Source organism: Symbiopectobacterium sp. (genome assembly GCF_047692315.1).
Taxonomy (GTDB): domain Bacteria; phylum Pseudomonadota; class Gammaproteobacteria; order Enterobacterales; family Enterobacteriaceae; genus Symbiopectobacterium.
Window position 1 is genome coordinate 154,140 of sequence record NZ_JBLLJS010000020.1, and the last position, 13,828, is coordinate 167,967.

10 protein-coding genes and 5 pseudogenes are annotated in these 13,828 nt (G+C 50.9%); 4 read left to right on the forward strand and 11 right to left on the reverse strand.

All coding sequences use genetic code 11. From position 1 onward, the window contains the following. The first annotated feature begins 169 nt into the window (after positions 1-169). Both ACMZI0_RS10150 and ACMZI0_RS10155 read left to right on the forward strand, forming a co-directional pair. A pseudogene (locus tag ACMZI0_RS10150) lies at positions 170-1,615 on the forward strand (MFS transporter). Between the two features lie 371 nt (positions 1,616-1,986). Then, entirely contained in the window at positions 1,987-2,529 is a 543-nt protein-coding gene (locus ACMZI0_RS10155) for a hypothetical protein (protein WP_415672850.1), read from the forward strand. Positions 2,530-2,656: 127 nt separating this feature from the next. Here the strand turns inward: ACMZI0_RS10155 and ACMZI0_RS10160 are convergent, their stop codons facing one another. Together ACMZI0_RS10160 and ACMZI0_RS10165 are read right to left on the reverse strand one after the other, a co-directional pair. Beyond that, a complete protein-coding gene (locus ACMZI0_RS10160) occupies positions 2,657-2,869 on the reverse strand; it encodes a hypothetical protein (protein WP_415672851.1) in 213 nt (70 codons plus the stop codon). Further along, positions 2,869-3,888 (reverse strand): annotated as a pseudogene (locus ACMZI0_RS10165) (alkene reductase). Before ACMZI0_RS10165 ends, ACMZI0_RS10160 begins: the two are co-directional and overlap by 1 nt. 547 nt (positions 3,889-4,435) lie before the next feature. Here ACMZI0_RS10165 and ypdK point away from each other — a divergent pair. Beyond that, entirely contained in the window at positions 4,436-4,507 is a 72-nt protein-coding gene (gene ypdK / locus ACMZI0_RS10170; RefSeq protein WP_415672966.1) for a membrane protein YpdK, read from the forward strand. A gap of 123 nt (positions 4,508-4,630) precedes the next feature. Here the strand turns inward: ypdK and ACMZI0_RS10175 are convergent. From ACMZI0_RS10175 to ACMZI0_RS10215, 9 genes and pseudogenes are all read right to left on the reverse strand, one after another. Beyond that, a pseudogene (locus ACMZI0_RS10175) lies at positions 4,631-5,465 on the reverse strand (prepilin peptidase). A gap of 127 nt (positions 5,466-5,592) precedes the next feature. Next, on the reverse strand, positions 5,593-5,925 hold the full coding sequence (gene gspN, locus ACMZI0_RS10180) for a type II secretion system protein N (protein WP_415672967.1): 333 nt from the start codon (positions 5,923-5,925) through the stop codon (positions 5,593-5,595). Positions 5,926-5,931: 6 nt separating this feature from the next. Then, a complete protein-coding gene (gene gspL, locus ACMZI0_RS10185; RefSeq protein ID WP_415672852.1) occupies positions 5,932-6,861 on the reverse strand; it encodes a type II secretion system protein GspL in 930 nt (309 codons plus the stop codon). Then, on the reverse strand, positions 6,833-7,315 hold the full coding sequence (gene gspL / locus ACMZI0_RS10190; protein ID WP_415672853.1) for a type II secretion system protein GspL: 483 nt from the start codon (positions 7,313-7,315) through the stop codon (positions 6,833-6,835). Before gspL (ACMZI0_RS10190) ends, gspL (ACMZI0_RS10185) begins: the two co-directional genes overlap by 29 nt. A gap of 11 nt (positions 7,316-7,326) precedes the next feature. Then, positions 7,327-8,271: pseudogene (gspK, locus tag ACMZI0_RS10195) on the reverse strand (type II secretion system minor pseudopilin GspK). Continuing rightward, positions 8,268-8,615 carry a type II secretion system minor pseudopilin GspJ gene (gspJ, locus tag ACMZI0_RS10200; RefSeq protein WP_415672854.1) on the reverse strand — a complete coding sequence of 116 codons (348 nt, stop codon included), beginning with the start codon at positions 8,613-8,615 and terminating at the stop codon, positions 8,268-8,270. The pseudogene gspK and the gene gspJ overlap by 4 nt, the downstream one beginning before the upstream one ends. 29 nt (positions 8,616-8,644) lie before the next feature. Beyond that, positions 8,645-10,644 (reverse strand): annotated as a pseudogene (locus ACMZI0_RS10205) (glycosyl hydrolase family 28 protein); the annotation flags it as partial. A 91-nt stretch (positions 10,645-10,735) separates the two neighbouring features. Continuing rightward, positions 10,736-11,386 carry a hypothetical protein gene (locus tag ACMZI0_RS10210; RefSeq protein ID WP_415672968.1) on the reverse strand — a complete coding sequence of 217 codons (651 nt, stop codon included), beginning with the start codon at positions 11,384-11,386 and terminating at the stop codon, positions 10,736-10,738. Then, entirely contained in the window at positions 11,387-12,139 is a 753-nt protein-coding gene (locus ACMZI0_RS10215) for a hypothetical protein (RefSeq protein WP_415672855.1), read from the reverse strand. It abuts the gene before it with no gap. A 694-nt stretch (positions 12,140-12,833) separates the two neighbouring features. Between ACMZI0_RS10215 and gspB the strand changes: the two genes are divergently transcribed. Next, positions 12,834-13,337: a type II secretion system assembly factor GspB gene (gene gspB / locus ACMZI0_RS10220; protein ID WP_415672856.1), complete on the forward strand. Its 504-nt coding sequence runs from the start codon at positions 12,834-12,836 to the stop codon at positions 13,335-13,337. The last annotated feature ends 491 nt before the right edge of the window (positions 13,338-13,828 follow it).

Below are 13,828 nucleotides of genomic sequence, written 5' to 3' on the forward strand. Positions count from 1 at the left end.
CGCCATGCAACCTAGGCAAGTCAGAGCAACGTTTGCATACCAAAAACCCTAATCCTGCTATGGAATTGTAGTTTTCCCCTCAATCCAATAGTGGTATAACACCTTTATTGGTACTGTTATACCATTAAATAATAATATCATTTTTTATTGTCACGTCAGGGGATTAACTATGGCTGTATCGGATTCCGCACAGCATCAGCAGAGCAAACCCACATCGGCCCCCATCTCAGGTGTCGCTCTATTGGTAGCCAGCGCTTTTTTTTATGGAATTTCTCGACGGCACGGTCATCGCCACCGCGTTGCCCGATATGGCGCACTCGTTTGGCGTTTCTGCCGTGGATCTCAATATTAGTATTACGGCTTATCTGCTCACATTGGCGGCGCTTATTCCCGCCAGCGGCTGGGTTGCCGAGCGTTTTGGTGCCAGAACAATTTTCAGTTTGGCATTGGCGATATTTACCTTTTCATCGTCGTTGTGCGGGCTGGTGGAATCAGCAACGCAGTTTGTGTTATTATGCGTCGTGCAAGGCATTGGCGGTGCCATGATGGTGCCCGTCGGTCGTCTGGTAGTATTAAGAACTACCCCCAAAGATCAGCTGATTAAGGCGATAGCCACGCTCACCTGGCCCGCTCAGGTCGCCCCCATCATCGGGCCACCGCTAGGAGGATTCATCACATCCTATGCCAGTTGGCACTGGATTTTTTTCCTCAATGTGCCGCTGGGGATTATCGCCATTATCATCGCGCTTCGGATAATGCCCAATCAGAAACCGGAAAAGAACCTGCCGTTTGATGTGCGCGGTTTTCTCTCTACCGGAATCACCATGCTATGCCTGGTTTCTGGGCTGGAAATGCTCAGCCAGCAACAGAGTCACCCGGCTTATGCCTTTGTCATCTGTCATCATCGCAGCTGGAATGCTCTCTCTGTTTTGGGCCATAAAACACCTGCGCGCGGCCTCTACGCCACTGATTCGCCTTAACGCATTGAGTGTTCCAACATTCCATATCACCATGCGCGGAGGATTTGTTTTACGCGCCACCATCAGCTCCGTGCCGTTCCTGCTGCCGCTGATGTTTCAGGTCGGATTTGGTATGGATGTCTTTCATTCTGGCGCACTGGTGCTGGCAGTTTTTGCAGGCAACCTGGCAATGAAACCCGCTACAACGCCGTTAATCCGCTATTTTGGCTTTAAAAAACTGCTGATCGGTAACGGTATTCTGTGTGCTTTCTTTGTTAGGCTGTGCGCTGTTAAGTCCCGAGACGCCACAGGCAATCACGCTGGTGGTGCTGTTTTTGGGGGGATTGTTTCGTTCAATGCAATTCACTGGGATCAGTTCGTTGGCCTTCGCCGATGTTCCCTCGCAGGAAATGAGTTCCGCCAACACGCTTTTCAGCACCTCATTGCAGTTGGCCAACGGCTTTGGTATTATACTTAGGGCATTGTGCATTCGCTCGGGAGCCTGGCTCAGCGATACGTTTACCTTGCCCGCCATACCAGGTATCAGTTTTCGTATCGGGTTTGCCATGATTGCGCTGATTACCGCCGTGGCGCTGTGGGATATCATTAAATTAAGTGCAGATGCAGGCAACAATGTATCCCGTAAACCCAAATAATCCTGGCCAAATATCAAAAAACGCGCCACATCCACAGTTATCGTATGGAATAACTGAAATCATCTATTATTCATTTTAAGTATTAAAAAAGGTCTTTTTTTGGCCGATAGTATGTTTAAGGGTTTGTGTTCTGTGCACATACAGATAAGCTCGATGCACCAGCGTGCAAAGGCTAACACATCGATTACCAACGGTAACCAGGCCAGACGTCGCGTTCCTCAAAACCCAACGCGTTGTGATTGCGCATATTTATGTTAAGCGGCTGTTTTGTCAGAAATATTTAACTGACATTTTTATCTTTTTCGCTTTATTTCAAAGTGACGTGTTGGCATTAAATACTGCCAGTAATGAATATATAAAGGAGTTATATTGTGGTTATTCCAGATATTCAGACTCAAAATCTACATGGCGCCACTTTTCAACCTAATGTCTCTGCCGTCGATGTGATCAAGTCATCCAATGCAGTTGCGGCTGTTAATACCGAGAGTAAAACAGGTTCTTCCTCGACTGGCTCAGATTCTTCGGATTCATTTTCTCCGGCGAACAGTACCAAAGTGACCCTGTCTTCTGATAAAGCGCGTGCTGCTCGCGGCGATGCCGCCGAGAGAAAACAGGCAGAGCAACAGAATGATGATGAAGCTGCGGCGAGTAGTGAATATTCATTGATCATGACAGGCATTCCTCTGTTTGGCGGGAAATTGGTTTCGGTGATTAAATATCCCGATGGCCAGTCAGAGATGTTTGACACCCTGACGGGAAAACGCATTTCGCAACAAGATCTTGCTCTACTCGGCGCTGATCCTGAGCAAGTGTTGAATTTTGAAAGTAACGAATCTTACAGCGGACTAACTGCGGCTGAAGTCTATCAGCGTATTCAAGAGCTGCTTGGCAAGGAAAACGGAAGCGACGTTTAATGCATGTGACGATTTCGCGCCCGTGCTAACATCAGCGTTGTCAGCACGGGCCCGCCTGTGAAATCACCGGGTCAATCGTCTGTGTGACAGCAGGGGCACACATGCACCTCAGCGGCGCTTATTGCTGTTACCCCGTACAATCCCACTCCACGAGCACGGCTTGCCCTTCTGGGAGTGAATGGTGCAAATACTTGCTGACAGCCTCTTCTGTCATTCCCGTTATCTCTTCCGTCGCCAGCAGCGTATCTCCCACATAGACCCGCGCCACCGCATGAGCCGGTTTTTTTTCCGCACCCTGTAATTGATACAGGTGATTTACCGTTAATTTGATACTCGCCATCACTCTTCTCTCTGGAGACTGGCAGTATCGTCATCCAGGCTCGGATAATCGGTGTAACCGGTACGATCGCTGGTGTAGATCGTCTGTGCGTTCAACGCATTGAGTGGCGCGCCAAGGCGCAAGCGTTGCACCAGATCGGGATTTGCGATATACTAGCGCCCAAACGACACGGCATCCGCACCGCCTTCATCCAGCAGCGCCTGTGCCGACGCAATCGTCAAGCCATCATTAGCAATGTAAGCACCGGTGAAATGCTTACGCACCAGCGGGTCATACAACGTACTGCCCGCAATATCTTCCCGACCAAAGATAAAGGCCAGACTCCGTGTATCCAGTTGCTGCGCCACATAGCTAAATAACGCAGCCGGATCGGAGTCCTGCATGGAGTGGGTATTGGACATCAGGTTCAAGTGTACGCCAACGCGGCCAGCAGGCCAGACAGTAAGAACTGCATCCACCGCTTCTAGCAGAAAACGCGCCCGGTTTTCGATGCTACCGCCGTAGCGGTCCGTTCTCTGATTCGAGCCATCGTGCAAGAACTGATCGAGCAGATAACCATTGGCCGCATGTATCTCTACGCCATCAAAGCCTGCACGTTTGGCATTGGCTGCCGCCTGTCGGAAATCCTCAACAATAGCCGGGATCTCATTCGTTTCCAGCGCACGCGGCACTTCGTAGCCCTTATAAGGGCGAATGGTGGCAACATGACCTTCCGGCGCAATTGCGCTCGGTGCAACCGGCAATTCCCCATTGAGATAGACAGGATCGGATACGCGCCAACCAGCAATCTGTTCATCTGACCAGATACCCGGCGTATTGGGATACCCTACGCCCTGCGGCGAGATTGAAGTGGCTTCGCTGATGATGAGTCCTGCATTGGCTCGCTGCACGTAGTACTCCAGCATCAGCGGCCCAGGCGTTCTTTCGTTAAAGGCTTTCATGCGCGTCAACGGAGCCATCACAATACGGTTAGACAGCGTCAGTTCGCCGATAGCGACTGGCTCGAATAGATTCGGCATAGCATTTTCCTTTGTCAAAAACCGGCCTGAAGTCAGGCGTAGGTAACCCTAATGTGTCTCGTGTTTTATCACGGTACTCACGGGCGATTCGCAACAAATAGCGCGAGACAGATCACAGTATAGATTCAAAATGCCCCTTTGAATCCGGCATCATTCGTGAGGGCGTCAGGAAGCATTACGGTAAGAGAGCGATTAACGGCAAAGCGTACTTTCAAATACTTTTTCTGGGTAGATATCCTTTCTCGCGTTTTCCTGTCAACCTCCCGATTATTGGTAGCATGAATCGCCACAGCATGCTTTTTTCCCTTAAAGACGCTTTCGAACACGCTGCTTTTTAATGCTATTTATTGCATTTTCCTCCTTCCCTCTATTGATATTCAACCCCCACCAGGCGTAGATTTAGCGCCGATTCCATCATAACGGGCACGTCCCGTTCATGACAGACGGAAAGCCCTCGCTCTGCGTCAGTTAGCAGGGGTAAATGCTTTCCAAAAGAGACGCACAATCGGAATCGTTGCGGGCGTATGTTTGCTGGAGATGACAATCAGTGAAGTATTTTTTTATGGGTATCTCATTCATGCTGATGGTGTGGGCGGGTACTTTTATACTGATGATTTAGTGACAAGGTCATCGCGAGTTCGATACCAAACAGCATAAAATAAATAAAATCGAATAAAAGAAATGAATAAGGGCTGGGCGAATAATCGCTCAGCCTATTTTGTTGGATGCGTATCAGGAAAAATCAGAAAGAGAAACCGGGTACAAAGAGCAGAATACCGCCGCTTATCGCAAGCCAGGGACCAAATGCCAGCGGCTGATCGAAATCGCCAGCGCCACAGGCAAGTTACCACCAATCCCCCCAACGCGGCTAACAGCATCAGCTGCGGCAGCGCTTGCCATCCGAGCCAGGCACCGAGCGACGCCAGCAGTTTGAAATCCCCCGCGCCTAACGCATCTTTTCCCGTCAGGGTCTTAAACAGCCAGTAGACGATCCAGAGTGCAAGATAGCCGGCCATGGCACCAATGACAGCACTCTCCAGTGGTACAAATGCGTCACTGAGATTGATGAACAATCCTAACCACAGCAATGGCTGCGTCAACGCATCTGGCAGCAGCAACATCTCGGCATCAATCGCCGCCAAGGCAATAAGAAAGGCGAGCAGAACCAATGCCCCGATCAAGGATACCCCCGGAGGCCACAGGCTACCCGCCGCAACAAACAGGATCCCGATTGCCGCTTCCACCAGCGGATAGCGCCAAGCAATAGGCCGATCGCAGCAGCGACTGCGCCCACGCAGCACAAGCCACCCCAGCACCGGCACGTTGTGGCGCAGGGCGATTGGCTGTTGGCAATATGGACAGTGAGAACGCGGCCACCACAGATCATAGCGCGCCTGTACAACCTGCACATCACCCTCAGCGTTCAGTGTGGCTTCATCGCGCCACTGCATTTCCAGCATGACAGGCAAACGATGAATCACAACATTCAGAAAGCTACCAATGACCAGCCCCAACACCAAAAGCGCACTGCACCAGAGCAGAGGATACGCTTCAGAAAACGCTACCAGTTGATCCACGCCGTGCCTCGCATATCATGATCCTCATAATGGTTGGCATCGCCTTTGCGCGCTATCGTTTCACACGCCATAAGGAGCAACAACCGGTAAAACATCCGCAAATGCAAGCTTGTGCACCAGCACGCAATTAAAACGCCAGACGCCCCTGAAAACGCAACAAACGGCCACCTTGCGTATCTGCGTTACCCTGCGTGGACAAGATGCGCCCAATCGCCTGTGGCATGGCATCACCGCTGGCCATTCGGCCATCAAACTGATATTCCCCGCTGACGGCCAGACTGCCCTTACCCGTGATTTGCACGTAGGGCGATTGCTGGCGCAGTGCCATTTCTAGCCGACCATCGTGGCAACTGAGCTGTGCCTGAGGCTGAGCCAGCGCAACCGTTCCGAGCGGCGTGCCTAATGCGGCATCCTGCCAGTTCAGCGTTGCCTCCAGCGATTGGCATCCGCGTGGATCGATAACGGCTTATTGCAGTCGCAATTGCACACAGCCCTGCGCGCTGAAAGGAACAATGGGCGGCAGTTTATTCACTACGTAAGCGGCAGGAACAGAAACCTGCCACTGAAAAAGTTGCGCCTGCTGCCAGCCACGAATCACGCCTTTTCCACGCAGCCCATCAGGGTTATCGAAAGCAACAGCCAGCTCGGGATAGGCTGGCGCACTGTAAGCAAGGCGAATTTCGCGCCAGTTACCGTTATAGGCCAGCACAGTCAGGCGGATATCCTGATTTTCGCCCAGTAACGCTTGTAAACGATTCATCGATTGCAGCAAGCGCGGCGTATCGCGCTCTCCTCCCACCTGCTGCAAATGTTGTTGCATCTGTGCCCGAGGGTTCACCACCTGCGTTTCTCCGGGGAATATCTGGCGGTAGACACGTACGCTCTCTTGCTGCCAGTAGCTCGCCTGTTGATACAGCTGGTAGTGTTGCCAAATCCCCTCCGCCAGCAGCAGATAGCAGCCTGCCAGCGCGGCCACAGTGCGCCAGGCATCCCAACCGCTGCGCCATGCTCTTACCGGTGCGAACGCGCCCTGTTCCAGCCCTGAAGCAGCCAGCCTCGGTGTTTGCGCCGCCAGTTGCAGCAGCGGCGTAACAGGTTGTGATGCCCAGAGACCAACGGCAGGAGCTGGCTGGCTGTAACTGTCGCCGTGTAGAACCGGCACGTCTTCATCGGTTTCATGCTCTTGCGCGTCAGGATCAACATAGGGGTTCGCTTGTGGCAATGCAGCAAGCAGCGCAGCATGCCAGCTCTGTTCCGCCGCCATGCCCTCACCTGTTGCATGGCAAAACAGCCACAGATCGCGGTGACATTGCGCACTGATACCGGAGGCAGCGATGGGCAGAACCATCGCATCCGGCAGCATGATGTCAGGTTTGTTTGATAGAAAGCGCAGCACAAAGCGCAATCCAGTGTTCCATCCTGCTCTTTGCGACAACAGCGACCGTGGCGCGATCGACTTCCCATGCCAGTACGGCACAGTGTACTGTTTCCACATCAACGGCCAGACGCTCTTCCAGCATAAACGGCAGCGCCTGCTGTAGCTGGCGGCGAGCCTGTCGGGCAATGTTCAGCGAGTGAAACGCCACGTCGGTCGTCGGCACCAGCACCAAGGCGGAGTGAATGCCCGGATATCCCGCCAGCAGCTCGCGCAGTTGTGCTGCGCTACCCAGCCCTTGCGTCACCATGCGCCCCTCACTACCGCGCGCAATCAGCCATTCAATGTCCGTCTCATCCCCTGCCAGACGCACGATCAGACGCGGCTTGTCAGAAGCCCGCGCGCTGTCGCCACGCTGGCGCGCAGATGCAGCCGCACGACGGGGCAACACACGTTGAAAATTAAACGTCTTCATACTGTTCCTGTTCATGGATTCACCGTGCGGTAACCGCCTGAATACCGTCGTACCACGGACACTGTTTTTCCATCCCGATGCAACAGGCTGGTTTGATAGAAGTCTCCGCTGTCGCCCATGAGAACCCGCATATGGGCAAAAAACCAGTCACTTCTCGCCACCAGCACCCGCTGAGCACTGCTTTTGTTAATATTGGGAAACCCGTCTTGCGATAAAAATGCCGTGCCACTTTGCCATCCCGCCACGGGGCGCTGTTGCAGCAGCGTTTTCGCCTGCTCGCTGTTTAACGTGTTAAGAAACAGCGCGGAAAGCAGCGGTGCCTGATATTCCCGCAATGTATTAATATTTATCTGCAACTTTTGTGTCGGCAGTGCTCAGACAAACGGCAGCAGGCGCTGGTAAAGCGCAGCATCCACCCCTTGCACCATGCGCAATTCACTGACATCCACCATCGACTGGTTGGCCGCGCGATAAGGATCGGGCTGCGCCATGTAAGTTTCATCTTCAGCCCCGTTCGCCATCGGCTGGCTGTCTTCGTCAATCCAATCGAGCACCGCCGCCACGATGGTCACCGCCTGCGCCGGATAAGGCGTACTGACTGCCGTGCTGTCGTCACTGATAGTTTGATTAAGCGCATTCAGGTTGAAACAGGCCAGCCCATCCTGCACATAGCCGAGGATCTCCCCTCCCTCAACCGGAAACTGACGTCCGCGCTGCGCCCAGTTTTGCGACAGCGTGGTACGTTCCGGCGTGATTAGCGCATCCCGCAGGATAACCTTGCCCACAAAGGCCTCCGCGCCAAGGGCATACCATTTAGCCTGCTGGTGCCCCAACTGGCGGTCGGTGCGCATAAACACCTTGCCTTGTCGTTCAGCAATGCTGGCGGCTACCGTGACCATCAACGCCAGGATCAGCAACACCACCAGTAAGGCGACACCGCGCTGGCGCGACCTCATGTTTTCTCTCCCGGCGCGATAAGAAACAGGCGTGACACTTCACCGTAATCGCGCAGCGTTAAAATCACCTCAATCCCTTGCGGTAACTGCGAGGTGTTGCCCCACGCGTTCTGCCAGCCGTTGCTGCCGTAGAAACGTAAGCGAAACCCCTCCACCTGCGTCAATATCGCTATCTGCTCCGGCTTTTCACCCGGGATCGGATCGGCGTAGCGATAAAACAGCCGCTCCAGTTGGTTATCACGCAATCGATAAGCCACACCCTGTAATTCGCTGCGCGGTAAAATACCCAGCGGGTTAAGCCAGCCATCGCGCGTGAAGCGCACATAGTCGTCTTCACTTTGCATCTGTTTACCGCCGGTAAAAAAGAACGCGGCGTTGCCGCATCGCGCGTGATGGTTTGCGAACCCGTGGTGGTAATGGTCTCGTCGTTCACGCTATCTTTCAGCTTGACGTTGGAAACCCCTTCACCGAAGCTCCAGGCTTGTGCCCCGCCCGATACGTTCTCAAACGTGACGTTTTTGAACTGGCTGTCGTGCAGGAAGCCGATGGCCGTCGCTTTGACGTTGCGGAACTTCACATCTTCAAAATCGAAGTTTTGATGATACGCATCGCGGCCTAGATCGAATTTATACGAGTCCAGCATTGCAGCTTGAGTCATGCCATCCACAGCGATACTGCTCTTCTTTGTTGGAGCCATCGATAGTGATGTTGTACACGGTAATATCGCGGAACTGTGCCGGTTCTTTGGCAGGATCGGTGTCGTTGGTATCCGCGCTGTAAGCGATGATGAAAATAAACGGCTCATTACCGCCGATATCTTTCATCGCGTTATCACGGAACAGCACGTCACGTGCGCCACCGCCGTAATACGGACGGCTCTTCATGCGCAGACCCACATCCGTCAGGTACATGACGTTGTTTTCCGCCACAATCTTCTCGATCCAGGCACCGGTATGGCTTCCTGCAACCACCGCACCGTGACCTTCACGGAAGTAGTTGTTGAAAATCCAGGCGCCGCTTTGGGCTTTCTGATTGTGCTCTTCCACGCCCGCACCATACCCTGCGGCGAAGTTGACTCTGTCATCCCCGATATCAAATAAGTTATTTAATATAATGACGTTTTTCTGTTACCGAACTCAATACCATCGGCGTTGTTGCCGTCATAGGTTTTGTGTTGCAGCCCATGCATCACCACATTTTCGGATTCCAGCGCCATCACACCATGATAAGCCGGATTCAAGACCGTCAAACCACCCACATAGAGGTTGCTTACGCCACGCAGCGTCATCATGGATGAACGGCGGTTTTTGTAGGCATCTTCTTGCGTCAAGCCATCAGCCATGGCAGCGGCAGTCTGGTTTTTCGCCAGAATTCCGTCGCTGCTGACTTTGCTGGCGCTACTGGCGCGGATTTGTGGCAATGAATTGCCCAATTCGTCAGTGAATATTGCATCTGGTTTGGCCGTACTAATACCCGCGATCCAGCCATTGCCGTCAATGCTGCCTTTACCCACGATACGGATATTTTTGAAGGTACCGGCATGGCTGCTACCTGTGTCATTCGCCACCAAAGCATTCAGCAAGGAGGGTGGACGTTTGGTCAGTGTCTCGCCTTTAATGACTTACGGATAAAGGTAATAACCTTTTGCCAGCGGGTAATCGTCCGGATTTTCGGAACCAAGCAGTTTGGCACCTTCTGCAATTTCAAAGGTCATGTCGCTGTGCAAGAACAGCGCACCGCTTTTAAAGACACCGCCACTCAGCAGCACTTTACATCCTTGCGGATATGCTTCAATGGTGCAGGAATCGATCGCGTTTTGGATTGCCGTGGTGTTGACCGTTGTGCCATCATCCACCGCGCCCTCTGCTTTGACATCAATCACATGCAGCGTTTTGCTGGTGCGTTGCGTGATGGTTTCGCTGTCGACTGACTCTTTACCATCAGCATACACAGTGCGAACCGTAAACTGTATTCGGTATCCGGTTTCAAACCGTCCGTGCTGTCGGCGGTGAAGTTGTGGAACTTGACGCGCACGTGCCAGTTATCCGCATCAAATTTGGTGTAGAAGTTATCGATATACGGTTTGGCAGGCGAGTGTTTATCCTGGTTTTCCAGCGTACTGCCAAGCAGTTTGCCGTTCATGTAAACGTTGTAGTCTTTGATCTCACCGCTCGCAGTCAGCGGCTTTTCCCACACCAGCGAGATAGAACTGTCATCAAAGGCTAGCGTCGGCACCTGCAATTTCTGCGGTGCAGCCGAACGATCAACCGGAGTGGTGGTGTGACTGGAGTTATTATCACAACTCGCCAACAGCCCTCCCAATACCAATGTTGCACACAACGTTAATCGGGTTTTGGGTAAAAATTGCGTCATAAAATCATTTCCCGTGTAATAGTGAATGTTAACTATTCTATTGCCAGCCCTAAAAAAACGGTTTTAAAAATCATCCATGGCGAATAATCAGTCAGGCAGCGATAGATTTACCCACTGCATAGGTATAAGGCGGTTCCCAATCGATATCATTGGTACAGGTTTCCAATGCCCAGTTTCCTGGTGCTTTGCCCGCACTTTCCGCCGCCGCTTTTTCTTCTTCTTGCAATGCAGAACATTTTTCAATAGCAATCTGATTCAGGTTTTTAGCTTTTGCACCATTAAACCAGGAGCCGTTATCTTTAAACTTGCTATCTTTATAGGCACCAATAATGGTGCTTTCCTCTGCGCCCGCCCCCTGGAAATTAAATACGTTCCCTTCGGATAAAATAGAAGAGGAGTAACCCATGCCGATGGAATAAAGAATCGGATAGTCAGCATCCGTGGCACCACGGTGGTAGTTATTTACCAGGTGCACCTGACCAAAACGCACGCGCGGCGCACGCTGGGTTAAATTGCTCCACAGGTTAACCTCAAAGGTAATGCGGTATTCACCTTCATCGCTGTCACCCGAGCCGATAATGGTGGTTTTATCGTGCTCTTCGAAAACGTTGTAAGAGATGGTCAGGTAGTCAGCACCATCTTCAATATCCAGCAAACCGTCATGACGTTGAATGTGTTTGCCAAACAGCGCCTGTTCTTTGTTGTCCGGGTGTTCACCATCAGTAAAGGTACAGTGATCGATCTAGACGTTTTTACTGGCATTGATGGAGACCGCATCGTAACGCGCGTTCCAGTTACCTGATGCACCATCACCCGCGTCCCAGGCAGGCGCGAAATCACGCGGTGCTGCCTGGAAGGTAATATTACGAATAATGATGTTGCTGTTATCCGTTTTATTAAAGGTATGGCTCAGGGTATTAATCGACAGGTAGCCCTCTTCCAGCCTTGCATCTTCTCCTACCCCCAAAATGGTGGTGTTGGGTGGTACCTGGAACTGAATCTGCGCTTTTTGGTTGTTGGCATATTGCGAACGCTGGTCATTCTGTTTTTTCAACAAGCTCAGTTCGGCTTGCGCCGCTGTAGCCTCTGCGCCACCGGCATCGATCGTCGCTTGCAACTGCTCCAGATAATCTTTATCAAACGCCTTCACGTACAAATCAAAGTCAAAGGTGGTTTTATTCGGTTTGGTTTTGTAATAGGTGGCATCGGCGTAACTACCATTGCCTAAATCATCACCACGAATGGTGCCAACCCAATAGATAATTTTGGGTTCCAGCTTGGCAGCCAATTCCGCAGTGGCATCCCCAGCCAGGTAATTCGGACTGCGCACATTGCTTAACGCATCTTTCAATTCTTGGCGAGAACTGACGACGTAAATGCTTTCAGCCCGCGCACCTTCACCACCGGTTGTGGCCGCTGCCGTACCCTCCACATCCTTATACTGTGCAGCCCAACCAAACGGAGCCGTTTTAACCGGTAGCGTCTCGTCAGCCAATTCCGTATGTGATGAGCTGTTATCACATCCGGACAAAAATAAAGAAAACAATGCAACACAGAGAACGCTATAACGGAAACGCCGACTATTTTTGACTAACATAAAGTTTTATCCCTCAGTATTGTGACAAAAAAAGGCAACATAATGCCCTGCGGCTTTTTTTCACCGCATAAAAAAGTTATTCTTTAAATCCTTTGATATATTTTGATTATTTAGATAAAAAAGACCCTGACCAAGGGCAAGCATGGCTTATAGTTGTTAAGTTTTATTCAACGTAAAAATCACTTACATTTTTACATGCAAATTTTTCACATCATTGATTGACCGCCATGTTGTTATTCTCACAAAAGAAACTATATATCTTTATTAATAAAACACAATTTTATTATAGAAGTCATTAAAGCATATCTGCGCCTTTTTTGAGACTAAGTTCAAGGTTTCATTAGTAGTGCAGAGGCAAATTATGACTTTTTCATGAAATCAAATTTCCGTCACAGAACGACCAGGTAAAAGCATTTAGCGCTGTTCATTTGCCATAAAATCGGGCATGTAAAGAAACTATCAAGACGCTCCTGCCGTGCAAGCTGGCGATGCAGCCACTCTCGTTGCACTTCTGGCACGCAGTCGCACCTATTGAATGTCATTAAGGAAACCCCTCGTGGAACCGATATCCAGTCCCCGCATTTCACCACGTATGTCTTTGACAACGACTTATGCTATGCCGGGGTATCTGCTGGCAACCTATGCGCTCTTGTTATTGTCACTGGGTTGGTTCGCTCATCAGCGATGGATGGAAAGGCCTGCGACCGTTGCAGCGCACGCCGCTACACCACAAAAACCGCTAGAAAACGTGCATAACGAAAACACACCGCAACCGGTCCAGGCCGAGCCCGCACTCCCGGTACCAGAACCGGCTCCTACTCCCTCTCTAGCAAGAACGCCCAAACCGGCTAAAGTGGAAAACGGTCAGGTGCCGCCGCTAGTTTACAGTGCTCATGTGTTCACCTCAGATCCGTCCCGACGCAGCGTTACGCTTAACGGTGTGCGTTATCAGGAAGGTGAGAGCCCAATGGAAGGGTTGGTTATCGAGCAGATCCAGCAAGACATCACGTTATTCAATGCTGACGGCGAGATTTTTATTCTGGATGCACTTTCTGACTGGCCAGGCGGTGATATTAAAGAAGCGGGCGCTGAATAGCGCCCGGCGATGTCATACGGCGCGCGTTACCTGAAATATTTCCTGATGAAATCGATAAATGGCGCTAACGAACTATCGCGGAGCTTTATGCTGACATTTGCGATGACAGGTTATCGCGCAGCATATTATTTCAAACTACAGCGTCTCCGTTTCATTACTTTTTCTTGTTTTCAACACGCGGAGATTAGTAAAGTGAATGTTACTCAATGAGCCATTGAAAAATAATTACCCAGTGCATTATTAGTGGGCCCAATTTTATTGCATCGCGCCAAAATGATGCAGAAACCAATAAACAAAAAACCTTAAAAAATAATTAAATAAAAAATAAGAAAACGGTATGGGCATGCTTTTTTATAAAAAACCGAGGAAATAACAAAATTACGCACAACACAGACAAAAACACCAAACAATAAAGCAATCACTCAAATCAATCGCCAAACAACCCATTCAGTTAAATATTTTATTCTAAAAACGTCGCTATATTGACAACA